Origin of the sequence: Ruegeria sp. EL01, from assembly GCF_900313035.1 — a bacterium.
In the GTDB taxonomy this organism is placed as follows: Bacteria; Pseudomonadota; Alphaproteobacteria; order Rhodobacterales; family Rhodobacteraceae; genus Ruegeria.
In genome coordinates this window covers 1-21,361 of sequence record NZ_OMPS01000044.1, presented here as the reverse complement: position 1 = coordinate 21,361, position 21,361 = coordinate 1, and the positions used below count along the sequence as shown (strand labels likewise).

20 protein-coding genes and 1 pseudogene are annotated in these 21,361 nt (G+C 58.1%); 13 read left to right on the top strand and 8 right to left on the bottom strand.

What is annotated here, in order from left to right; translation table 11 throughout:
• Nucleotides 1-20: 20 nt before the first annotated feature.
• The gene (locus D9K61_RS18200; RefSeq protein WP_120634624.1) at nucleotides 21-2,354 is read right to left on the bottom strand and encodes an aldehyde dehydrogenase family protein; all 2,334 of its coding nucleotides are present in this window, start codon (nucleotides 2,352-2,354) and stop codon (nucleotides 21-23) included.
• 48 nt (nucleotides 2,355-2,402) lie between these two features.
• The gene (deoC, locus tag D9K61_RS18195) at nucleotides 2,403-3,401 is read right to left on the bottom strand and encodes a deoxyribose-phosphate aldolase (RefSeq protein ID WP_120634844.1); all 999 of its coding nucleotides are present in this window, start codon (nucleotides 3,399-3,401) and stop codon (nucleotides 2,403-2,405) included.
• Between the two features lie 200 nt (nucleotides 3,402-3,601).
• Between deoC and D9K61_RS18190 the strand changes: the two genes are divergently transcribed.
• From D9K61_RS18190 to D9K61_RS18160, 7 genes are all read left to right on the top strand, one after another.
• The gene (locus D9K61_RS18190; protein ID WP_120634623.1) at nucleotides 3,602-4,555 is read left to right on the top strand and encodes a metal ABC transporter solute-binding protein, Zn/Mn family; all 954 of its coding nucleotides are present in this window, start codon (nucleotides 3,602-3,604) and stop codon (nucleotides 4,553-4,555) included.
• A 3-nt stretch (nucleotides 4,556-4,558) separates the two neighbouring features.
• On the top strand, nucleotides 4,559-5,362 hold the full coding sequence (locus D9K61_RS18185; protein ID WP_120634622.1) for a metal ABC transporter ATP-binding protein: 804 nt from the start codon (nucleotides 4,559-4,561) through the stop codon (nucleotides 5,360-5,362).
• 3 nt (nucleotides 5,363-5,365) lie between these two features.
• Nucleotides 5,366-6,571 (top strand): metal ABC transporter permease, encoded by a 1,206-nt coding sequence (locus D9K61_RS18180; protein WP_120634621.1) that lies wholly within the window; start codon nucleotides 5,366-5,368, stop codon nucleotides 6,569-6,571.
• Nucleotides 6,568-7,497: a metal ABC transporter permease gene (locus D9K61_RS18175; protein WP_120634620.1), complete on the top strand. Its 930-nt coding sequence runs from the start codon at nucleotides 6,568-6,570 to the stop codon at nucleotides 7,495-7,497. Before D9K61_RS18180 ends, D9K61_RS18175 begins: the two co-directional genes overlap by 4 nt.
• Before the next feature lie 281 nt (nucleotides 7,498-7,778).
• Nucleotides 7,779-9,644: a DNA mismatch repair endonuclease MutL gene (gene mutL / locus D9K61_RS18170; protein ID WP_120634619.1), complete on the top strand. Its 1,866-nt coding sequence runs from the start codon at nucleotides 7,779-7,781 to the stop codon at nucleotides 9,642-9,644.
• 57 nt (nucleotides 9,645-9,701) lie between these two features.
• Complete coding sequence (locus D9K61_RS18165) at nucleotides 9,702-10,940, top strand: DNA recombination protein RmuC (RefSeq protein ID WP_120634618.1); 1,239 nt, start codon at nucleotides 9,702-9,704, stop codon at nucleotides 10,938-10,940.
• Nucleotides 10,941-10,990: 50 nt separating this feature from the next.
• Nucleotides 10,991-12,319, top strand: coding sequence for an adenylate/guanylate cyclase domain-containing protein (locus tag D9K61_RS18160; RefSeq protein ID WP_162946956.1), 1,329 nt, complete (start codon nucleotides 10,991-10,993; stop codon nucleotides 12,317-12,319).
• 1 nt (nucleotide 12,320) lies between these two features.
• On the opposite strand, the gene D9K61_RS18155 is transcribed toward D9K61_RS18160, so the two are convergent.
• A complete protein-coding gene (locus D9K61_RS18155; RefSeq protein WP_120634843.1) occupies nucleotides 12,321-12,971 on the bottom strand; it encodes a ChrR family anti-sigma-E factor in 651 nt (216 codons plus the stop codon).
• A 10-nt stretch (nucleotides 12,972-12,981) separates the two neighbouring features.
• Entirely contained in the window at nucleotides 12,982-13,638 is a 657-nt protein-coding gene (locus D9K61_RS18150; RefSeq protein ID WP_120634616.1) for a sigma-70 family RNA polymerase sigma factor, read from the bottom strand.
• Nucleotides 13,639-13,784: 146 nt separating this feature from the next.
• On the opposite strand from D9K61_RS18150, the gene D9K61_RS18145 reads away from it, so the two are divergent.
• The 4 genes from D9K61_RS18145 (at nucleotide 13,785) to D9K61_RS18130 (ending at nucleotide 15,632) form a co-directional block, all read left to right on the top strand.
• Nucleotides 13,785-14,558 (top strand): DUF1365 domain-containing protein, encoded by a 774-nt coding sequence (locus D9K61_RS18145; RefSeq protein ID WP_120634615.1) that lies wholly within the window; start codon nucleotides 13,785-13,787, stop codon nucleotides 14,556-14,558.
• A gap of 84 nt (nucleotides 14,559-14,642) precedes the next feature.
• Nucleotides 14,643-14,960: a DUF3775 domain-containing protein gene (locus D9K61_RS18140; protein WP_120634614.1), complete on the top strand. Its 318-nt coding sequence runs from the start codon at nucleotides 14,643-14,645 to the stop codon at nucleotides 14,958-14,960.
• Between the two features lie 179 nt (nucleotides 14,961-15,139).
• The gene (locus D9K61_RS18135; protein WP_120634613.1) at nucleotides 15,140-15,349 is read left to right on the top strand and encodes a DUF1127 domain-containing protein; all 210 of its coding nucleotides are present in this window, start codon (nucleotides 15,140-15,142) and stop codon (nucleotides 15,347-15,349) included.
• Nucleotides 15,350-15,428: 79 nt separating this feature from the next.
• Entirely contained in the window at nucleotides 15,429-15,632 is a 204-nt protein-coding gene (locus tag D9K61_RS18130; RefSeq protein WP_120634612.1) for a DUF1127 domain-containing protein, read from the top strand.
• A gap of 105 nt (nucleotides 15,633-15,737) precedes the next feature.
• Here D9K61_RS18130 and D9K61_RS18125 read toward each other — a convergent pair whose 3' ends face one another.
• The 4 genes from D9K61_RS18125 to D9K61_RS18110 are packed head-to-tail and all read right to left on the bottom strand — an operon-like array spanning nucleotide 15,738 to nucleotide 19,243.
• The gene (locus tag D9K61_RS18125; protein WP_120634611.1) at nucleotides 15,738-16,880 is read right to left on the bottom strand and encodes a saccharopine dehydrogenase family protein; all 1,143 of its coding nucleotides are present in this window, start codon (nucleotides 16,878-16,880) and stop codon (nucleotides 15,738-15,740) included.
• Nucleotides 16,881-16,883: 3 nt separating this feature from the next.
• The gene (locus D9K61_RS18120) at nucleotides 16,884-17,939 is read right to left on the bottom strand and encodes a saccharopine dehydrogenase (protein WP_120634610.1); all 1,056 of its coding nucleotides are present in this window, start codon (nucleotides 17,937-17,939) and stop codon (nucleotides 16,884-16,886) included.
• Nucleotides 17,940-17,953: 14 nt separating this feature from the next.
• On the bottom strand, nucleotides 17,954-18,568 hold the full coding sequence (locus tag D9K61_RS18115) for a glutathione S-transferase family protein (protein WP_120634609.1): 615 nt from the start codon (nucleotides 18,566-18,568) through the stop codon (nucleotides 17,954-17,956).
• A gap of 24 nt (nucleotides 18,569-18,592) precedes the next feature.
• A complete protein-coding gene (locus D9K61_RS18110) occupies nucleotides 18,593-19,243 on the bottom strand; it encodes a histidine phosphatase family protein (protein ID WP_120634608.1) in 651 nt (216 codons plus the stop codon).
• 156 nt (nucleotides 19,244-19,399) lie between these two features.
• Between D9K61_RS18110 and D9K61_RS18105 the strand changes: the two genes are divergently transcribed.
• Nucleotides 19,400-20,590: a Zn-dependent hydrolase gene (locus tag D9K61_RS18105; RefSeq protein WP_120634607.1), complete on the top strand. Its 1,191-nt coding sequence runs from the start codon at nucleotides 19,400-19,402 to the stop codon at nucleotides 20,588-20,590.
• A 315-nt stretch (nucleotides 20,591-20,905) separates the two neighbouring features.
• Nucleotides 20,906-21,361 (top strand): annotated as a pseudogene (gene gcvT, locus D9K61_RS18100) (glycine cleavage system aminomethyltransferase GcvT); the annotation flags it as partial.

Sequence of the window (21,361 nt, the reverse complement as noted above, 5' to 3'; positions counted from 1 at the left end):
GCCTCCCTGATGCGGGAACCCTACTCGCCGTAGGGCACCCAGATGTTCTTCACTTCGGTCGCAGCCTGAAGGAACCGGCGGGAATGGTCCATGCTCCAGTCAAATGCCGTCGCGTTATTGACCCAGGTCCGTTTCAGGTTCCCGGCCGAGACAACTTCGATCTCCTTTGACAGGTCGGAGGACGAGAACGACCAGACCGCATCCACGTTCAGATGCGAGGCCAGCGGTTTCGCCAGTTCCGCATGGCTGCCAGTCAGGATGTTGACCACCCCTGCAGGCACGTCCGAGGTTTCGAGGATCTGGTAGAAATCGGTTGCGGCCAGCGGATAGGGTTCGGACGCGGCCAGAATCACACGGTTGCCCATGGCAATCGCCGGAGCCATAGCCGAGACGAGACCAAGCAGCGGCACCTCATCCGCGCAGAGTGCGCCGATGACACCTACAGGTTCTTTCATGGCAATCGCAACGCCCCGGATCGGAACACCATGAACCTGACCGTCATACTTGTCGGCCCAAGCGGCGGCGGTGAACAGGCGCTGAATTGAGGCTTCGACCTCTTTCGCTCCGTCCTTTTTACCTGTCATGGCATCGATACGTGCTGCGAATTCACCGGCACGAGCCGAGAGGTTTTCGCCGATGTAGTACAGGATCTGCGCCCGCAAATGACCCGTGGTCTTGGACCAACCCGTGGCTCCCGCCGCAGCCTCAACGGCGTTACGGACGTCCTTGCGGTTGGCAAGGCCCACATGACCCAAAAGACCGGACTTGCCCCAGATCGGTTTCGAATACCCGCTGTCGGGCCGCGCCTGTTTGCCGCCGATATACATCTTGGCCGTTCGGTCAATCGGATCGACCGGAGCCCCTTCGGCCATCACCGCTTCGATCTTTGCCAGCGGCTTGGCTTTGCCCTTGGGTTTGGTGTAGGCCGCCAGCCCTTCCCAACCACCTTCGCGACCAAAGCCGCTTTCGCGTACGCCGCCGAATCCGGCAGCTGCGTCGAACAGATTGGTCGCGTTTACCCAGACCACGCCCGCAACCAGCTTGGGCGCGATGTCCAGGGCAAGGTTCACATTCTCGGTCCAGACCGTTGCGGCCAGCCCGTAGCGGGTATTGTTGGCCAGCTCCACCGCCTCTTCCGGGGTTCGGAAGGTTGACGAGACCAGTACCGGGCCGAAGATTTCTTCCTGCATCAGCGGATCGGATGTTTCGAGGCCAGAGATCAGCGTCGGCGGATAGTAGCATCCGTTTGCGGGCAGCTCGCAGGCCGCCTGATGGACGTGACCAACAGTGTTGCTGTCGACCAAACCTTTGATGGTTTGCAATTGAACCGGATCGACAACCGCGCCTACGTCGATGCATTTATCCAGTGGGTCGCCAATGCGCAGGGTGTCCATCCGCGCGCGCAGCTTGTCGTGGAACCGGTCGGCGATGCCTTCCTGTACCAGTAAGCGCGAACCGGCGCAGCAGACCTGACCCTGATTGAACCAGATCGCATCGACCAGACCTTCGATGGCTGAATCAATATCGGCGTCGTCAAAGACGACATAGGCGGATTTGCCACCCAGCTCCAAAGTCAGCGCCTTGCCAGAGCCACCAGTCGCTTCGCGAATGCGGCGGCCCACAACGGTTGAGCCGGTGAAGGCGATTTTGTCCACGTCTGAGGCAACGATCATTTCACCGACCGCGCCGTCGCCGGTGATAATGTTGACCATGCCCTTGGGCAGCCCGGCTTGCGTGCAGATATCGGCAAACAGCAGCGCGGTCAGCGAGGTATACTCAGCCGGCTTCAGAACCACCGTGTTACCCATCGCCAGCGCCGGAGCGATCTTCCAGGCCAGCATCAAAAGCGGGAAATTCCACGGAACGATCTGCCCGCAGACACCCAGCGCCTCGACGTCGGGCAATTCGCTTTCCATCAGCTGCGCCATACCTGCGTGGTAGTAGAAGTGGCGCTGTACCAGCGGGATATCGATATCACGCGACTCACGGATCGGTTTGCCGTTGTCCAGACTTTCCAGCACCGCAAACAGACGGGAATGTTTCTGCAACAGGCGCGCGATGGCGTAAAGATACCGTGCGCGACCTGCGCCGCCCAGTTTCTCCCATTTCGGCTGGGCTTTTCGGGCGGCAGCGACAGCGGAGTCCACATCCGCCTGTTTTGCCTGTGTCAGCTTGGCCAGAACCTCGCCAGTCGCAGGATTGCGGCTGTCAAAGCCTTTGCCCGGTTTGGTGAAGGCCCCGTCAATATAGTGGCCGAACTTGTCACCCTGATCGACCAGCCAGGCTAGTGCCTCGGCGGCGCTTTCGGGGGCGGGGCCGTAATCCATGGTCTCGAAGATTTCTTTCACAGTCATGATTTCATCTTTTCCCAAATACTCAATGTCCTGAGGTTTCCCTCGGGCTCAGCCCATCGAATGACGGTAGCCAGCCGAGTATGCCCCGGTGACGTAATGTTCCAATTGCCGTTCAATGTCGCCCAGCAGAGATGACGCCCCGAAGCGGAACAGGTCGGGTTCCAGCCAGCGATCGCCCAGTTCGTCCTTGATCAGCGACAGGTAGACCAGCGCGTCCTTGGCTTTCGAGATACCGCCCGCAGGTTTGTAACCCACGCGATACCCGGTGCGATCATAGTAGTCGCGGATCGCGCGGATCATGACCAGCGTGACAGGCAGGGTGGCGTTGACGCTTTCCTTGCCGGTCGAGGTCTTGATGAAATCAGCACCGGCCATCATGCAGACCAGCGAGGCACGCGCCACGTTGCGCAGGCTGCCCAGTTCGCCGGTTGCCAGAATGGCTTTGACATGTGCATCGCCGCAGGCCACGCGGAAAGCCTTCATCTCTTCATACAACGCTTGCCAGTCACCCGACAGCACGTGGCGGCGCGAGATCACGATGTCGATTTCCTCGGCTCCGGCTTTCACGCTTTCCTCGATCTCGGCAATGCGCAGATGAAAAGGCGAGAGGCCTGCAGGAAAGCCCGTCGACACGGCTGCAACAGGAACTCCGGTACCTTCCAAAGCGCTGACGGCGGTTTCGATCATATCGTGATAGACGCAAACCGCCCCGGTCGTGATTGGTGGCATGTCCAGGGCTTGCAGCGTTGAAGATGCCACCGGCTGTCGCGCCTTGGCACACAGGCGTCGCACGCGACCAATGGTGTCATCGCCCGACAAGGTGGTCAGGTCGATCATCGTGATCGCCTTGAGCAACCATGCCGCCTGATACTCTTTCTTGACCGACCGTCGACCGGGCAGGGTCGCGGCGCGGCGCTCAATGGCCGAAGTATTGGCCTGCACGGCGCGCACCCACTCCAGATCGAGATCCATGCCCGGATTCCGGGGTTCGGTCACTTGCGGCAGATGCGCGGTGCGCACGGGGCTTTCTGAGCTCTGCGTTTCCATCTTCACGTCCTTTGGGAGGTTTGCGCCAAAATCGCACGGCATGCGACCAAATGGAAGGCATGCAGGCCAATTGGGAGTGTATTTTTTTGACCATTTGGACAAAATACAGGGGTTTTGTTGCGAATAATTCGCATTAGCGTTGACTTAGTTGCGAATGGTTCTCATATTTAGTCGCAAGAGAGTACCTTGAAAGGGACGCAATGATTCGTCGCAGTTTTCTTGCAGCTATGGCAATTGCCGCTGCTTTACCGATTGCAGCCTGGGCTGACGCGCCACTGAAAGTGGTCGCGACGACAGGCATGATTGCAGATGCGGTGCGTCAGGTCGGGGGCGATCAGGTCGAAGTTAAGGGTTTGATGGGGCCGGGCGTTGACCCGCATGCCTATCGCCAGACCCGCAGTGATATTGTGGCAATGACCCGGGCTGATCTGGTGCTGTGGCATGGTCTGTATCTTGAGGCGCAGATGGAAGGCTTCTTTCAGGATCTTGCGCGCAAACGGACGGTCATTGCTGTTGCGGATGGAATTGATAAATCCAAACTGCGCGCCCATGACGATTATGCCGACAAATACGATCCACATGTGTGGATGACGCCCGAGTTGTGGCGTGATGTTGTCATCGAAGTGCAGGCAGCGCTGACGGAAGTACACCCGGAAGCGGCCGAGATCTTTGCTGCTAACGCGCAGGCCCATCTGGCTGATGTCGACCGTCTGACCGCCTATGCGCAGGACACGCTTGGGACTGTGCCGGACAACAACAAGGTTTTGGTCACGGCCCATGACGCCTTTGGCTATTTCGGTGAAAGTTTCGGGTTCGAGGTTTTGGGCATCCAGGGCATCTCGACCCAGTCCGAGGCTGGGTTGAACCGGATTGGCGAGTTGGTTGATGTGTTGGTGGATCGTCAGATCACGGCTGTTTTTGTCGAAAGCTCGGTCTCGGATCGTTCGATGCGGGCGCTGATCGAAGGTGCCGCGGCGAAAGGGCACGAGGTTAAGGTTGGCGGTGAGCTGTTCTCGGACGCCATGGGGGAAGACGGGACTTATGAAGGCACTTACGTCGGTATGCTGGACCATAATATTACAGTAATTGCCGGGGCATTGGACGGTGAAGTGCCCGGTCGCGGCATGGACGGAAAACTGTCGGCGGGGTTCTGAGAAATGCTGGATCTGATAGCCGATCAGGGTGTCAAAATCGCGGACCAGGGGTTGGATAGCAGCCCCTTGGCCATCCGGGGCTTGACCGTTTCATACGGTCAAAAACCGGCCGTATTTTCGGTAGATATGACCGTGCAGCCCGGAGCAATGACAGCGATCATCGGTCCGAACGGGGCTGGGAAATCGACCTTGCTGAAGGCGGCGTTGGGTATTGTCTCGCCTTTGTCTGGTCAGGTGAGCGTGTTTGGCAGGCCGCTAGACAAACAGCGCGCGCGCATCGCGTATGTCCCACAACGGGCCAGCGTGGATTGGGACTTTCCCACCCGTGTGATCGATGTGATTCTGATGGGGCTGTCGCGGGAATTGGGTTTGTTGGGGCGTGTCCGCGCCCGCCACGTGTCTTGTGCCACGGAATGCTTGAACCGAGTTGGTATGCAGGATTTTGCAGACCGTCAGATCGGACAGTTATCCGGTGGTCAGCAGCAGCGAGTTTTTCTGGCACGTGCCCTTGCCCAGAATGCCGATCTGTATCTGTTGGATGAACCTTTTGCCGGGGTCGATGCAGCCACCGAAAAAGCGATTATCGAGGTGCTGAAGTCGCTGAAAGAGGCAGGCAAGACCGTTGTGGTCGTGCATCATGACCTTGCGACGGTCACGGATTACTTTGATCATGTCTTCCTGATCAATACGCGCAAAGTTGCTGAGGGATCTGTGGCAGAGGCCTTTACGGCAGAGACCCTGCAATCTGCCTATGGCGGTCGGTTGGCAACTGCGCAGATCGATCAGATTTCACGCGCACTGGGATAAATCATGCTTTGGGATGCTCTGAGTTTGCAGCTTGGCTACAACGCCACGCTGGTTGCCATTGGTGCGACCTTGCTGGGCGTGTCTGCCGGGGTGACGGGCACATTCCTGTTCCTGCGCAAGCGCGCGCTGGTCAGTGATGCAATCAGCCACGCGACCCTGCCGGGTGTCTGTCTGGCCTTTATGGCTTTGGTCGCGCTGGGCGGGGACGGGCGCAACCTGATTGGGTTGCTGGCGGGCTCTGCCGTATCGGCCTGGGTGGGCCTGCTTTGCATGAATTGGCTGACCCGTCACACACGATTGGCCGAAGATGCGGCGATTGGCGCTGTCCTGTCTGTGTTCTTCGGGTTGGGGATTGTCTTGCTGACGGTCATCCAGACCATGGGTGTTGGGCGTCAGGCCGGGTTGGAAGGGTTCCTTTTGGGCTCGACGGCCGGAATGCTCTGGGCTGATGCGCTGATCATAGCCATTGGTGGGGCAGCGACATTGCTTTTGGTCATGGTGATCCGGCGGCCAATGACCATGGTTGCATTCGACCCGGATTATGCTGCGGCACGGGGATTGCCTGTGCATCGGATTGACCTTGCCATGATGGGGCTGGTGATGGCTGTGACCGTTGTTGGCCTGAAAATCGTCGGCTTGATCCTTATTGTTGCTTTGCTGATCATCCCACCAGTAACGGCCCGGTTCTGGTCCGAACGCTCTGACCGGGTGGTTCTGCTGGCGGGTCTGGCTGGTGGTTTGGCGGGCTACGTCGGGGCAGCCTTATCGGCGTCAGCCCCAAACTTGCCAACTGGCCCGATCATCGTTCTGGTAAGTTTTGCGTTTTTTATTCTGTCGTTGTTTCTTGCACCGGTCCGAGGTGTTCTTGCCGCCGTGCTGCGCCACCTTCGTTTTCAGCGACGTGTGCATATTCGGCAGGGTCTGCTGGCGCTGGCGCAGGACCAGAAGATCTATGAACCTCTGACGCTGCGCCTTTTGCGCCGTGCCGGTTTGGTCCGCGCAGATGGTGTCGCGACAGATCCCGGCAAAGCCCGTGCGGCCAAAGCGTTGCGCGACGAAAAACGATGGCAGGTTGTGCGGTCAGATCAAGCGCATGAGGCGACGGCGGCGCTTTATGATGGTCTGCGCGACATAGATACTGTTCTGACCCAGGATCAGATCGCCGAGATTGATCGCCGCATTGGCGGCCCACAAGAGGTGCCGGCATGAGCGGTGAGGAATTTGTCCCTCTGTCCCTCACGCCACTTTTGATTGGTACGTTTGCAGCCATCGCCTGCGCCTTGCCCGGCAACTTTCTGGTGCTCCGTAAACAAGCCTTGATCGGGGATGCGATCAGCCATGTTGTTCTGCCCGGAATCGTCGTTGCGTTTTTGCTGACCGGCGCGATTTCAACCTGGCCGATGATGCTTGGGGCCGCAGGTGCCGCCATCTTGGCGGTGGTTCTGATCGAGGCGATCCGCCGTCTGGGGCAGATTGAACCCGGTGCTGCCATGGGCGTTGTCTTTACCACAATGTTCGCGGCAGGAGTTCTGTTGCTTGAGCAAACTGATACGTCGACCGTCCATCTGGACGTGGAACACGCGCTGTATGGCAATCTGGAAAGCCTGATCTGGTTGGATGCGACCGGCTGGTCCTCGCTTTGGGACCTTGAGGCGCTGGCGGGGCTACCGCCCGAACTGTCGCGGATCGGGCTAACTCTGATTGGGGTGATCCTGTTCACTTGGTTGTTCTGGCGCCCGTTGAAGATATCCACGTTCGACGAAGGGTTTGCGCGGACCATTGGTATTCGAACGGGTGTGTTGGGCATGGCATTGGTCATCACGGCGGCCATAGCGGCTGTGGCAGCCTTTGATGCGGTCGGTTCGATCATCGTGATTGCCATGTTCATTTGCCCGCCTGCGGCCGCCCGGATGATGACCAACCGTCTGGAAACACAGATTGTCTGGAGCGTTGTCTTCGCCATCATTTCGGCTGTGGCCGGCTATGTTCTGGCGGGATACGGGCCTTTGTGGCTGGGCGGTGCGGACGCTGTCAGCGCGGCGGGAATGATTGCGACGATGTCGGGTTTGATTCTTGCCCTGACCGCCAAGTTTGGCCCGTGTCGCGCGCGTGTTGGTGTGCAAAACTCTTCGTGAGGTGGCGTTTTATTGCCAGTGGCTTTCGCACGTCATCGGCCAAACTCTGCCCAGAAATTTGTAACATGAGTCTTAACAAGATTTTTAGAAAATCGCGTGCTAGATCGACCGATATCAATAGCTAATACATCACCACTCACTTGGGCTCGTCCGGACGGTCGTGATCAAAGCTGGCCGCATTGTGGTGGTCGGTAACGATTGTCCGGACGCCTGCTCAAACAGCAATCAACGACATTCAAACCGGTGGCAGAATCGCGCCAGGTTGTGCTAGGTCTAGCGGTATGGCGCAGGCAAACCCCAATATCCGCGAAAATCGCCCTATGATTCGGCAGCTCGACGATGCTGCGATAAACCGAATCGCAGCTGGCGAAGTTGTCGAACGCCCTGCCTCGGCCGTCAAGGAACTGGTCGAGAATGCCATTGACGCAGGCGCCACCCGGATCGCCATCGATGTCGCCGACGGGGGCAAGACGCTAATTCGGGTCACAGACGATGGATGTGGGATCGCTGCGCAGGATCTGCCGCTGGCTTTGTCGCGCCATGCGACGTCCAAGATCGATGGATCTGACCTGCTGAATATCCATACTTTCGGCTTTCGCGGGGAAGCACTGCCTTCGCTGGGCGCTGTCGGCCGGTTGACCATCACAAGTCGGGTGCCCGAGGGCGAGGCGGCCTCGATCCGGGTATCGGCTGGAAAAATGGAGGCTGTTAAACCTGCGGCCTTGCGTGCCGGAACTGTGGTCGAATTGCGGGATTTGTTTTTTGCTACACCCGCACGGCTGAAGTTCATGCGCACAGACCGGGCCGAGGCGCAGGCAATCTCGGATACCGTGAAACGCCTCGCCATGGCAGAACCTGCGGTGACCTTCACATTGCGTGACGTATCGGGTGGCGGCGAAGGCCGCGTGACCTTCCGCGCTGATCGTGAGAACGGGGATCTGTTCGACGCTTTGCATGCCAGGTTGGCCCGGGTGATCGGCCGCGAGTTTGCCGAAAATGCTTTGCAGATTGATGCCACGCGAGAGGGGATCAGGCTGTACGGCTACGCCGCATTGCCCACATATTCGCGTGGCGCGGCTGTGGCACAGTATCTGTTCGTCAATGGCCGGCCAGTGCGTGACAAGATGCTGACCGGCGCGCTACGCGCCGCCTACTTTGATTTCCTCAGTCGCGATCGCCACCCGGCAGCAGCCCTGTTTATCGACTGCGAACCAACGCTGGTGGATGTGAATGTGCACCCCGCGAAATCCGAAGTGCGGTTCCGCGATCCGGGTGTCGCGCGCGGGTTAATCGTTTCAAGTCTGCGCCACGCTCTGGCCGAGGCTGGGCATCGGGCGTCATCGACCGTTTCTAATGCAACCCTGGGCGCGATGCGGCCGGAACCGGCAGCACCCGGCCCCGCGCGCGTCTATCAGATGGACCGGCCATCCCCCGCTGCGCGGCAGGCGGCTTACCGAGCGCAATCACCTGGCTTTGCCGAGCTTGCCAATGACTACAGTGGAAGCGTCGTTGAGGCGAAGCCCGCCGAGCTTGCGGGTGCTGCAGAGGTTGAACAATTTGCGCAGGACCTCCCGTTGGGGGCAGCGCGTGGGCAGGTGCATGAAAACTACATCATCGCTCAGACTGCCGACGGTATGGTGATCGTCGATCAGCACGCCGCACATGAGCGGTTGGTTTACGAAAAGCTGAAAACCCAGATGGCTGAGAACGGGGTGGCCGCGCAGGCGTTGTTGATCCCGGAAATCGTTGAACTGTCCGACGGCGACTGCACGCGCCTGATAGAGGTCGCCGAGGATCTTGGCAGGTTTGGTCTGACCATCGAACCTTTTGGTGGCGGGGCCATCGCCGTGCGCGAAACCCCGGCCATTCTGGGCGAGGTCAACGCCCGCGCCATGATTCTGGACATATTGGATGAGCTGGCTGATCAGGGCGAAAGCCAGACGGTGCAGGCGCGGGTCGAGGCGATACTGAGCCGGGTGGCCTGTCACGGGTCCGTAAGGTCGGGCCGTCGGATGCGAGCGGAAGAGATGAACGCCCTGCTACGCGAAATGGAGGCGACGCCGCATTCCGGTCAGTGCAATCATGGGCGCCCAACATATGTTGAACTCAAGCTGAGCGATATTGAACGGCTGTTCGGACGCAGTTGATCTGACGGCTGGAACCAGCTAAGAAAATAGAAACAAAACGAGAACAAACTGACTGAGATGATAGAGATTGCAGGCACACAATATTCTTTGACCGATCCAATGGTCTTGGCCGTTCTGGCGGGGGCTGGGGTGGTACTGTTGATTCTGATCTTGCTGTTTCTGTCCCTGCGTGCGGCTAGCCGGTCGGCCCGAATGGCGGAACCTTTGGCGCGTCAAATGGCGCATCTGGGTCAGCATGTGCAGCAATTGGGCCAAGGGCAGGATCAGTTGCGGGGCGGGTTGCAGCATGTCTCGGACGCGCAGGCCAACGCGCAGGTGCAGGTGATCCAGACGGTCGAGTCGCGACTGTCTGCGGTTCAGCAGCAGATGAACGACCGGTTAGCCGACAACGCCATGAAATCCACCCGTGCACTTGCAGATATGCAGGAACGGATGAAGGAATCCCTGCACGGATCCTCAAAACAAACCGCGACCTCGCTGACACAATTACAGGAACGTCTGGCCGCTATTGATAAGGCGCAGGACAACATCACCAAGCTTTCGGGCGATGTGCTGTCCCTGCAGGATATTCTGTCAAACAAACAAACGCGCGGTGCCTTTGGTGAGATCCAGTTGAACGACATCGTGTCCAAGGCGCTGCCTGCGGACAGTTTCCAGCTGCAGGCGACCCTGTCGAATGGGCGTCGCGCCGATTGCCTGATCCACTTGCCGAATCCGCCGGGACCGATCGTGATCGATAGCAAATTCCCGTTGGAAGCCTATGAGGCACTGATCAGTGCCACCAACGATTTGGAACTGAAGGCCGCCGTGCAGATGTTCCGCAGCACGGTGCGAAAGCACATCACGGACATCTCAGAAAAATACATTCTGGATGGTGAAACCGCTGATGGTGCGCTGATGTTCCTGCCTTCCGAGGCGGTTTATGCTGAACTGCACGGTAAATTTCCCGAGCTGGTCCAGGAGAGTTTTTCGAAGCGCGTCTGGATCGTCTCGCCTACCACGTGCATGGCGACTTTGAACACGATGCGCGCCATCCTAAAGGATGCGCGGATGCGGGAACAAACGGGCGCGATCCGCAAGGAATTGGGGTTGCTCCACAAGGATGTCGACCGTCTGGGCGACCGGGTGACCAACCTGGATCGGCATTTTGGGCAGGCGGCAAAAGATATCTCGGAAATCAAGATCAGCGCCGAGAAGGCAGGTCGCCGGGCACAGCGGTTGGACAATTTTGATTTCGAAGAACTGGCCCCGGACGAAACACCGGGTGTTGTTCCGCTGACCCGACAGGAAGGGTGATCTCAAGCGAAAGCAACGATGGCCAGGCAGCGGGGGGCTTACATAGCAGTATGAACACAACCAGTCAGTCGCCGAAAATCTCTCAGTTGCTCGAACAAGCCGAACAGGACGCGGAACGTATCGTCGGGTTACTGCGTATGCTGGTCGCAGCTGGCCTGGCGCTGTTCTTTTTGTTTACGGTCCAGCCGGTGGTCAATTCAGGGCACGCCGTTCTGGAGCGGCAATGGGTTTTTGCCCTAAGCACCATGCTTGCCTATTTCGCATTGGGATTGGCAACGTGGTGGACCGCACGGCGCGGTCATTTTTCAGCCTGGGTCGCTTGGCCTGTCTCAGCAGCGGATTCCTTGTTTCTTGTCGCGAACGTCTGGGTAGGAATGCGCAATGTGGGTCTGTCCGGGGATGTGATTTTTGTGCTGCCCGCAGTGTGGCTGGTCCCGATTGTGCTCGCCTTTGGCGTCTTGCGTGGAAACCCGAAGATCATGGCAATGCAGGTTGTGTTGCTTGTGCTGGGCTTGCTGATGTTGGTTGGCGTTGATGCAGGATCGACGCGTGGGTTGGAAGACAACCCGATCTGGTTGTTCTTGTCACTGCCGCCAAACCTTATCCGGCTGTTCATGATTGCCCTTGCAGGCATTGTGTTGATCGTCGCGGCACGCCGCGTCCATGCCTTGCTGTTCCGCTCGATTACGGAAGCGCAACGCCGCGCGAACCTGACGCGTTACTTGCCGTCTCAGGTGGTAGAGGATCTTGGGGACAGTGGTTTGGCCGCCCTCAAGACTGGGCGACGTCAGATGGCGGGCTTGATTTTCATCGACCTGCGCGGGTTCACAACATTGTCGCAACAGCTTCGCCCCGAGCAGGTGTCGGAACTGGTTTCGGATTACCGCAGCCGAGTTTCCGCGGTCGTTCGGGCCGAGAACGGGATCATCGACAAGTTTATCGGCGACGCAGTGATGATTGTATTCGAAGGAGATCAGGCCGCAAAACGTTGTTTAGATTGCGGTACAGGGTTGTGGAAAGAAATGCAGGACTGGAGCACCGAACGCAGGCAGGCGGGGTTACCAGCACTGGATACTGGGATCGGGCTGCACTGGGGTGAGGTTTTTATCGGCGTGATTGGTGATCAGGAACGGTTAGAGTTTTCAGTGTTCGGGGACACCGTCAACATTGCGGCCCGGCTGGAAAACCTGACGCGATCACATGCAATGGGGCTGATCCTGTCGGCTGATCTGATCAGCGCAGCAGGTGAGTCGACCCGCAATAAAAAATTGGTACCGCTACCCCCAATCGAAGTTCGGGGTCGCAGTGGCACCTTGGAATTGCTTGGGATACCGCAAAAGCCCATCACCCCAGCCGAAGCAAAACCGACTGAAACCTAGATCAGATCCGCAGGAAGGGCTGTAACAGACGCGGCATAAGCTTGCTGAATTTCAGCGGCGCGTCGGTGACAGCCAGACAGATGCAATCTTCGCCGATATCCGCAACGGGCGTGTGTTCCAGATCTTCGTCGGCAATCTCGACATCGCCACGGGCGAAATGGTCGACCTCATCAGAAAATGCCCCCTGCAGCACCATCGTCAGTTCTACGCCGTTGTGACCGTGATCGGGTACGGCGGCACCCGCCGGAATGAACAACAGCCGCGCCGTGGCATCCTGGCTGGTTGGCAGGATCGCCTGCTTCACGCCCATGCCGATAGACCGCCAGCGGATATCGGCAACATTGCCGCCGACATAGTCCTGCAACGGTGCGGGTAAAACGGCGCAACCCGGTCGAGCGGGTTTGGGGGTCGGTGCGCCTTGAGCGATCAAGGCCATCGTGGCAGACAGGGATTCATCGCTCACGCTGACGGGTTGGTTCTGCTCTTCCAGAACATGCCCACCCACAGCGTCAAAACTTTCAGCCCGCGCGCGGCAGTCGTCGCACAGGGACAGATGCGTGGCGACCATCAGATCGAACGCCTCGGGCAAGCTTCCTGCGGCGTATGCCATCAGGAAATCGTCCGTCAGATGGTGTTTTATCGTTTTGCTCATCTCATTCATCTCAGTTCATCGCATGGCGCAGGCGATCCAGGGCCAGCCGTATCCGTGATTTGATCGTCCCAAGGGGTAACCCGGTCTGAGAGGCGATTTCTCGATGGCTCAGATCTCCGAAGTACGCCTTTTCGATCAGCTGTCTCTGCGCGTCTGGCAACGCCGACAAGGCGGTACGCAGTTGCGCAGTTTCTTGTTGCAGAACGATCACGTCGTCCTGTTCGGGTTCTGCTTCGGGGCCCCAACCCAGTTCCTCGGGTTCGGGACGGCGTTGTTTGCGCAGAACATCAATCCGTTTGTTTCGGGCGATCGTGAACACCCAGGTCGCCACAGTGGCTCGCGTCGGATCAAACAGACGGGCTTTGTGCCATAGCGTCGCCATCACTTCTTGCGCGCATTCCTCGGCCATTGCAGGGTCAGACCCTGAACGGATCAGGAAGGCTTTGATACGCGGCGCGAAGTGCTGGAACAGCTCAGCAAATGCCGTCTGATCCTGCCTGTCCCGGATGCGTTTGACATGGTCCACCCACTCGGTCCTGGTGTCGCAACTACCTTTTGTTCCGTTCACCCGCTTGCCCTTGATGTGTTTCTTTGCGCGCCATGGCCGAGATGCGACCGCTTCGGTCGCTGGCTCGTCGCTGGCCACGGTATTCATCTCGGTAAGCATAACCACATTACGCGGCGCGGCCCAAGCCGGATCACTTTACGGAGTCATTTTGATCCAAACTGCGCTAGTTTTCGTATTCAGATAAACAGGCTTTCGGGGAAAAGAATGCTTTTTGAACAGTTTACGGGCAGAACAGAAAACAACGAATGACACAAAAAGTCGATCATATTGCGGGTCATACCTATCATGGGCGCAAAGGCGTGATCGAAAACGCGTTTCGCTATTCGATTGATTACATTCTGCTGGACCCCGAAGCAGAACTGACAACGCCCGCGCTGTTCTCAATTGACCGCGCGAACATCACAAATTGGCGGACCCGAGATCATGGCGGTGAGCCGGGGCATGGCACCGGCACCGCTTGGCTGCGCGCGCAATTTGATGTGAAAGATGTGCCGCAGCCCGCGCAGGTCATGTTGTTGACGCAACCCCGTGTGTTGGGCCACGTGTTCAACCCAGTCAGCTTCTGGTTCTGCCTTGACAAGGAAGGCACGCTTTACGCGGTGGTGGCTGAGGTCACCAATACCTTCGGCACGCGCCACAGTTACTTGTGCCACAAACCTGAATTCGCGCAGATCGAGCCTGGTGATCGGATCGTGGCGGACAAGTTGATGCATGTCTCGCCCTTCCAGAAGATCGAAGGGTCATACACGTTCCGCTTTGACTATCGCCCGGATCGGGTCGGAGTTTGGATCGACTATGGGCGCGATGGGGGTGGTCTGATTGCGACGCTGACCGGACCGCGCCATCCGTTGACCAATCGTGTGATTTTGTGGTCGCTGCTACGGCGTCCATTCGGTGCGCGGCGAACGTTCACGTTGATCGTTTGGCAGGCCCTTAAGCTTTGGTTCAAGAACGCAACCTTCCGCCCGTTTCGCTCTGCCCCGGTTCCAGACAAGCCCATGTCCCGCGTGCGCCGATAACCTTTTTCGTTTGCGTGAGATCAAAGACTCCAGCTCGGTTGGATGGTTGTCATGGGCAAGAACGCGAACACGAGGAGCTGAAATATGTTGGAAATCTCGGCAAGAAAAGTCGCCCAGGTTGCGATGATGGGCCGCGAGTTGAACCGGGCCGAGGGCGAACTCCGCGCCTTTGTCGACCGCATGAGCGAAGATGAGCAGGCCGAACTGGTTGCTATCATGTGGGTCGGTCGGGAGAGCTTTTTCGCCGAGGATCTGGCCGAAGCTATTGCAACGGCCAAAGCCGAAGCGTCGACCCCCTGCGCTGACTATTTGATCGGCACACCGCATATGCCGGACCACCTAGAGAATGGGTTGGACGCGCTGGGGATATCCGCTGAGGATGTCGAGAACGATCTGATGTAAGCTAAAAGAAAAACTGATTTGGCAAATAAAATTCTTTGGCACCAGCACGACACGATGAATTGCTACACTCTGAACGCGTCAGATTTCCCTCATAAACAAACTTTAATGCGCTGCTTTGGTTTCGCTAAGGTTGCTTCCTTAACTTGTAGTCAGCGGCATAAGTTAGGGAGGAGAGCGACATGCGCCCAACGCCTACAGCAAAGACCACAAAAGGTCTCTTCGACGGAGTGTTTTTTGGATATGCGGAGGCAAAAGCCGAACTTTTGCGGCGCCGAGCTGACCCAAAAACCGTTCGGGAACTGGGTGCGCTCACCGATCAGCCGCTGAACGACATCGGTGTTGAGCGGGATGAAATCAGTCTCCGCGCCTACGAAGGCATTTATCACTGAAAACCATTTCTGCAACGATTGCGAGCTTTGCTCGACATGATCCTAGTGTCCTCTTGGACCTTAGAGAAAGGTAATAAGTATGTTTGATTTGGCCCTACCCAAAACCCAACCGACCCCTGCGGCCAGTGCTCTGTTGCTGTTCGATCGCGCTATGAGAATCCGCGCGGTCAGCACTGATGTCGTCCGCGCCGCTCAATATCTCGACAGTCTGAGCGATCATCAACTGTCCGAACTTGGGATAAATCGCTGCGATATCGAGCATACGATCCAGCGGTATATCTGATTGTCGAATTCGAAACATTCGAGACGAAGGCATAAGGTCTTGGCCAATAGAAATTGAAGCCATTCCAGTCGCTCTGGAATGGCTTCTTCATTCCAAAAACGCTGATCAGACAGTGTGATCCACAATTTGCAAATGCTGTGCCAACGTGCCGATCTGGCTCATCCAGTCATTCACCAGCTTTGGGTCACTGGGTGCAGCGTGGACGCCGACCGGGATCGCGCGGTTTGATACGGCTTCGACCGCCAGTGATACCGGGATCGATACCAGCCGTGCCATTGCGGTGCCTCGGGCGTCGCCCCAGGCATCCATGACATAGGTTTTGTGCCAAACCGCGACGCCGTCTTTCTCGGCTTTCAAGCCAACACACAGCACCACGCGGTCTGGTTCGCCTTTGTCATAGGCGTTTTCCTTCCAAAACTGATCTGACATCTCTTTTAGGCGCGCGTCGCCTTCCGGGCCAGTCAGGGTTTCGATTTCGCTAAACACGTCTGACCACGCATCTGTCCAACCATTCAGGCGCAACGTGCCGCGGACGAATTCTTTGACCGTCCAATGTTCTTCGAAATGGTATTGCTGCATGAAGGGCAGCGAGTCGCGATTTGGATAGACCTCAAAGCTTTCGGGCGTGGGCAAGGGTGCCGTATAGCTGCTGATCGCGTCCCAGGGGCGGGACACATCCAGCGGCGCGTAGTCTCGGATCGAGCGCGACGGCGACCGCAAAGCCTTGAGCACACCCAGCGGCGACCAACTGAACTTGTACCGGAACGGATTTGGGTTCTTGGGGATGCCGCCGCAATAGGAAATGAAGCTGATGTGATTTTCCGGGTCGAACGCGTCCGAGGCGCGGTAGTCGTCCAAAAGCGCATGCGCCATCAGATGGTCGATGCCCGGATCAAGTCCAACTTCGTTGACCAGCACCACACCAGCTTCGCGGGCCTTGTCGTCCAACGCGCGCATTTCAGGCGCGATGTATGAGGACGAGACAAAGTTTGCCTTCTTTGCGATTGCTAGTTCGGCCAACGGAACGTGCCAGTCGCCCGGCAGCATCGAGACGATTACGTCTCTCGGCTCCAGCACAGCTGCGAGCGGGTCAATGTCAAAGGCGCGGATGTCATCGGTCAGATCTCCGATCTCGGCCCTGGCTTTTTCGACGGTTCGGTTCCATACCGTAACCTTCTGCCCGCTTTCGATCAGTCGGCGCAAACCGGGAATGGCCGACAGGCCAGTGCCACACCAATGGATGGTCATCGCTCAGATCCCTTCGATATGAGAATGGTAAGTTGCTGCCGCCCGACCCCAAACTCCACTTTCGAGGTCTTGCAGGGTCAGCAAGGACGGCAACAATTGCGCCGCGTAGTCTTCCGAACTTTCGACAGGCAGCATCGACGGCAGGTTGTCGATGGCGATCACATCCAGCACTGGGTTGGTGGCCACACGCAGGGCAGGGTGGTCCCACGTGGTGGCCTGATTATAGACAGGCACGGGATTATAGTCACTGTCCGGATCGCAAGCGACATCGCCAATGGCTGTCAGGGTACGCTGAGCATTCAAAGCCTCTGATGGGACAAAGACAGGTGTTCCGGGGCGGGCAAAGATGCAGTTCATGAACAGATCATGGTCGAGGATTTCGGGGAATGGAGCACCGCTGGCGGTTTCGGCCATATCCCATTTGGTGACCTGCACGCCCATCGCCTCGCACAGATCAGCAGCCCCGGTGCCGACGCGTCCTAACGCACCGATGACAATGGCCCGAGGCCGGGGGCACCCGGTGGTCTCCACCTCGGCCAGAAGCTCTGCATTCAGCGTGTCTTTACTCGGATACACTCCGACCGCAGGGCATTCTTCGCCGCGTTGCTGAGCGGCCCAGGTTTTCACCGTCACCGCGGCCCCGGCATAACCGGCCCAATAGCCAAAGGCGGCGACACGGCGGCCATCTTCGTTCACCAGATATTCCAGATCATACAGCGTCCCGCCTCCGGCCTTGAAGCGCTCCAACAGCGCGCGGCCCGAGTGTTGCCCCTTGTATGCATGACCAAACAAGATGTGGCGATGGGGCAGGGGCGAACCATCTTCGGGCAACTCCTTGAGGCCAAAGATGATCGCATCTGCAGGCGCCTTGGGCCAGGAATTCTCGGCAGCGATGTCGCATCCGGCTGTTTTGTACCCCTCAATCGGGATCGCCCGGACCGAGCTTTCTTCGACTGTCACGCGGATGCCCGCAGCAATCAGATCTGCGGCCCCTTGGGGCGTCAGACCCACCCGTTCTTCGTTGGGGCGCTGTTCTGCCCTGACCCAGAGATGTGTCATTTGTTATCCTATGTTCAAAGCATTCCGGCGGCCCTGACCGCCTGAACCGACGCACGTGCTTCCATGGCTTCGCGAAACGCGACGATCTTTGGGAAGGCGGCAACGTCGACGCCGTCACCTTCAAGCCAACTGCAAACAATATAGAGATAGGCATCCGCCAGGCTGAACTGATCGCCCAAAACGAAGGGACCTCGCAGGCCATTTGATACGATGTAGTCGCAGGATGCGGTCATCGTCTCGGCCACTTTGGCGGTCATGTCGTCCCAGCTGGGTTTCTTGTCCGCCCAGCGATGCCCGCGCAACTTATGAGCGTGGTTCACATGCATTGTCGTAGCAAGATAGTACATCACTTCGCGCATACGGCCCGCCATAACGGGGTCGTGGGGTACTAATTCAGCCTCTGGAGCTTTGGCGGCGACGTAGTCCAGCAATGCTCCGGTTTCGGTCAGAATGCCACCATCCACTGCCAGCGCCGGAACCCGGCCCTTGGGATTGATTTGTTGATAGGCTGGTTTGGTTTGTTCACCCGCGGCGAAATCGAGACGGATCGCTTCGTAGCCCAACCCGGATTCTTCCAGGGCAATGGCCACTGCGACCGAAATAGTACGTGGGGCATAGTAGAGCTGCATCGCGTGTTCTCCGTTGTGGCCTGATTATAGGTGCGTTTGGGCAAACTGCCTGTCCGGTGCTTCCAGATGCGGAACAGCATTGAACAGAACCGGGCTGAGTTGCGGGCCAATCGGGTGCAGACGATGCATCGACGTGTTCATGATGGCAAGGGCAACGCGTGCCATCGATGGAACGTCTAGCCCCATGACCTGCCGCACCACCATCGAGATCAGGCCACCCGAGGTCACAACAATAGCAGGGCCCCCTTCGGTTCCGATGTCATGCAGCGCGCCAGACACGCGCGCCTCGAATTCGGCAAATGTTTCCGGCGTTCCGCTGATCTTTCCACTGGCCCATGCGGCGAAGGTTTTGGGCAGATGTTCCACAAACCCTTCGCGATCCGTTGGAACGACCTCACCATGCTGTTCTTCGAACAGCTTTGCGATGTTGAAGTATTCGATCTCATTCAGCCGAGGATCCTGAATCGGATCTGACAGCCCCATACTGGCTGCGGTCTCGATATGCCGAACAAGCGTGCCGCAATAAACGCGCGGGTGATGCGCACGTGTGTCGCGCAGATGCGTACCCAGCCATCGCGCTTGCTGATGGCCAAGCTCACTTAGCTTGTCATAGTTCTTTTCATCACGCGCAGCAGTATTGGCCTGGCCGTGACGAACCAGTGTGATGTGTGACATGGCGGTCCCTCTTGGGCGAAGTCTTAGGGCAGGATCCGCGCAGGGGCCAGAGGGGTTTGCCAGACACGCACCAAAAACACCGCGCAATTCATGGGTTCGGCTTGCACGACGGCGCGCCGGGCGTATGTTTGGCCCATTGTGGGAGCGGGGCACTACATGGCCATTGACGAAAATCGGTTTCTGGCTGATTTGCACACGCTGAGAGAGTTCGGCGCTTCGGGCGTTGGCAAGGGAGTGACACGACCCGCCTATTCACAGGCAGATATCGCGGCGCGCCGTTGGCTGGCCATGCGCATGCAAGAGGCCGGACTGCAACCGCAGTTCGATCCGGTTGGCAACCTGTTCGGCCTTGCCCAGGGGTCATCTCTTTTGATGGGATCGCATTCAGACAGCCAGCCGGAAGGCGGGTGGTTGGATGGTGCGCTGGGTGTGATTGCAGCCCTTGAGGTGGCGCGGGCCACAGACCGACCCATCTCGGTCGTGAGCTTCCAGGACGAAGAGGGGCGGTTCGGTGTGACAACCGGATCAGCAATCTGGTCCGGAGGGTTGAACTTGTCACAGGCGGACAGTCTGACCGATCATGCAGGCGTAACTCTTGGGGCCGCACGTGCGCCAATGCAGGATTTGGCGCAGGGTTTTGTCGATCCCGGTCAGTTCACCGGGTTCATCGAAATGCATATCGAGCAGGGCCCGTCGCTGGATGAAAGCGGAGATCTGATCGGCGTTGTGACGGATATTGTGGGCATCCGGGACATGGTGATCACCTTCGAAGGTCAACAGAACCATGCCGGAACCACTCCGATGCATCTGCGTCGCGATGCGTTTCAGGCGCTGTCCTCATTCAACTCCTTAATCAATGACCGGTTCCGGAACGTGGTCACTCCACAGACCGTCTGGACCATCGGGCATGTGGGTTTGCACCCCAACGCGTCTTCGATCGTGCCTGGGCGCGCGCGGTTCTCAATGCAATGGCGCGACGGCGATGCGGCGCGCCTGATCCGGATGGAGGATATCATCCGAACCACCGCGCAGGAGGTTGCGGATCAGCTGGATCTGAACTTGCGCTTTGGGTCGATGTTGGGGTTGGAGCCTGTGGCGATGGATCAGGGCTTACAGCGCGCGCTCGTGCAGGGCGCAGAGCATGTTGCGCCCGGACACTGGCGGCGCATGCCATCGGGGGCCTTGCACGATGCAACCAATGTCTCACGCCTGATGCCCGTGGCGCTGCTGTTTGCGCCCTCGATCAACGGGATCAGCCATGATTTTGCCGAGGACACCGCCGAAGAAGATCTGGTGGTCGGGCTACGGGTTCTGGAACGGGCGGTAAGCAGCCTGTTGGCACCCTGACGCGTGTTTGCCCGTGCCAGTGGTCAGCTTTTCAGTTGTTGTGCCACCGAAGGAAGTTTCCTATAGGAGACATTGTTGCGGCATGCCGCCGTATACTTCCCATCGCCAACCCCAGTTGGGGCAGCCCTGAGACCCGACGACACGATGCTGCATGTAAACGACTTTGATCCTTGGAAAACAATCCAAGGCAACCGTTTCGGCCCGGTCTCCCGGCCCAAGATGCGATCGGAAATTCAAACAGGCGTTGCAAATTATGCTGAGTTCTTCGACCATACCAGCGCTTGCTTTGACCCCACGCATTGAAAGGTACGCCCTATGACATTACTGAAGCGCACACCGTTGTATGATTTGCATGTTGAGTTGGGCGGTAAGCTGGTTGATTTTGCTGGTTGGGAGATGCCTGTTCAGTATCCGTTGGGGATTATGGGTGAGCATGTTCATTGTCGTGAGAAGGCGTCGGTTTTTGATGTGTCTCATATGGGTCAGGTGATCCTGCGGGGCGAGAATGTGGGCGAGAAGCTTGAGGCGCTTTGCCCTCAGGCTTATGCGACGCTGAAGCCGGGCAAGGCGCGATACGGTTTCTTTACGAACGCGGACGTCGGGATCCTGGATGACCTGATCGTGTCGACTGCGGGGGATCTGTACTTTGTGGTGGTGAACGCGGCGCTGCGCCATCAGGACATTTCTCATATGCAGGCTCATCTGGTCGGGGTTGAGGTGTTGGCGATCTTTGACCGAGCGCTTGTGGCTGTGACGGGTCGTGGGGCGGAG

Excerpts from the sequence above, each read along its gene's own strand:
- D9K61_RS18200 (WP_120634624.1), bottom strand. The coding sequence starts at position 2,354 with ATGACTGTGAAAGAAATCTTCGAGACCATGGATTACGGCCCCGCCCCC.
- deoC (WP_120634844.1), bottom strand. The coding sequence starts at position 3,401 with ATGGAAACGCAGAGCTCAGAAAGCCCCGTGCGCACCGCGCATCTGCCG.
- D9K61_RS18190 (WP_120634623.1), top strand. The coding sequence starts at position 3,602 with ATGATTCGTCGCAGTTTTCTTGCAGCTATGGCAATTGCCGCTGCTTTA.
- D9K61_RS18185 (WP_120634622.1), top strand. The coding sequence starts at position 4,559 with ATGCTGGATCTGATAGCCGATCAGGGTGTCAAAATCGCGGACCAGGGG.
- D9K61_RS18180 (WP_120634621.1), top strand. The coding sequence starts at position 5,366 with ATGCTTTGGGATGCTCTGAGTTTGCAGCTTGGCTACAACGCCACGCTG.
- D9K61_RS18175 (WP_120634620.1), top strand. The coding sequence starts at position 6,568 with ATGAGCGGTGAGGAATTTGTCCCTCTGTCCCTCACGCCACTTTTGATT.
- mutL (WP_120634619.1), top strand. The coding sequence starts at position 7,779 with ATGGCGCAGGCAAACCCCAATATCCGCGAAAATCGCCCTATGATTCGG.
- D9K61_RS18165 (WP_120634618.1), top strand. The coding sequence starts at position 9,702 with ATGATAGAGATTGCAGGCACACAATATTCTTTGACCGATCCAATGGTC.
- D9K61_RS18160 (WP_162946956.1), top strand. The coding sequence starts at position 10,991 with ATGAACACAACCAGTCAGTCGCCGAAAATCTCTCAGTTGCTCGAACAA.
- D9K61_RS18155 (WP_120634843.1), bottom strand. The coding sequence starts at position 12,971 with ATGAGCAAAACGATAAAACACCATCTGACGGACGATTTCCTGATGGCA.
- D9K61_RS18150 (WP_120634616.1), bottom strand. The coding sequence starts at position 13,638 with ATGCTTACCGAGATGAATACCGTGGCCAGCGACGAGCCAGCGACCGAA.
- D9K61_RS18145 (WP_120634615.1), top strand. The coding sequence starts at position 13,785 with ATGACACAAAAAGTCGATCATATTGCGGGTCATACCTATCATGGGCGC.
- D9K61_RS18140 (WP_120634614.1), top strand. The coding sequence starts at position 14,643 with ATGTTGGAAATCTCGGCAAGAAAAGTCGCCCAGGTTGCGATGATGGGC.
- D9K61_RS18135 (WP_120634613.1), top strand. The coding sequence starts at position 15,140 with ATGCGCCCAACGCCTACAGCAAAGACCACAAAAGGTCTCTTCGACGGA.
- D9K61_RS18130 (WP_120634612.1), top strand. The coding sequence starts at position 15,429 with ATGTTTGATTTGGCCCTACCCAAAACCCAACCGACCCCTGCGGCCAGT.
- D9K61_RS18125 (WP_120634611.1), bottom strand. The coding sequence starts at position 16,880 with ATGACCATCCATTGGTGTGGCACTGGCCTGTCGGCCATTCCCGGTTTG.
- D9K61_RS18120 (WP_120634610.1), bottom strand. The coding sequence starts at position 17,939 with ATGACACATCTCTGGGTCAGGGCAGAACAGCGCCCCAACGAAGAACGG.
- D9K61_RS18115 (WP_120634609.1), bottom strand. The coding sequence starts at position 18,568 with ATGCAGCTCTACTATGCCCCACGTACTATTTCGGTCGCAGTGGCCATT.
- D9K61_RS18110 (WP_120634608.1), bottom strand. The coding sequence starts at position 19,243 with ATGTCACACATCACACTGGTTCGTCACGGCCAGGCCAATACTGCTGCG.
- D9K61_RS18105 (WP_120634607.1), top strand. The coding sequence starts at position 19,400 with ATGGCCATTGACGAAAATCGGTTTCTGGCTGATTTGCACACGCTGAGA.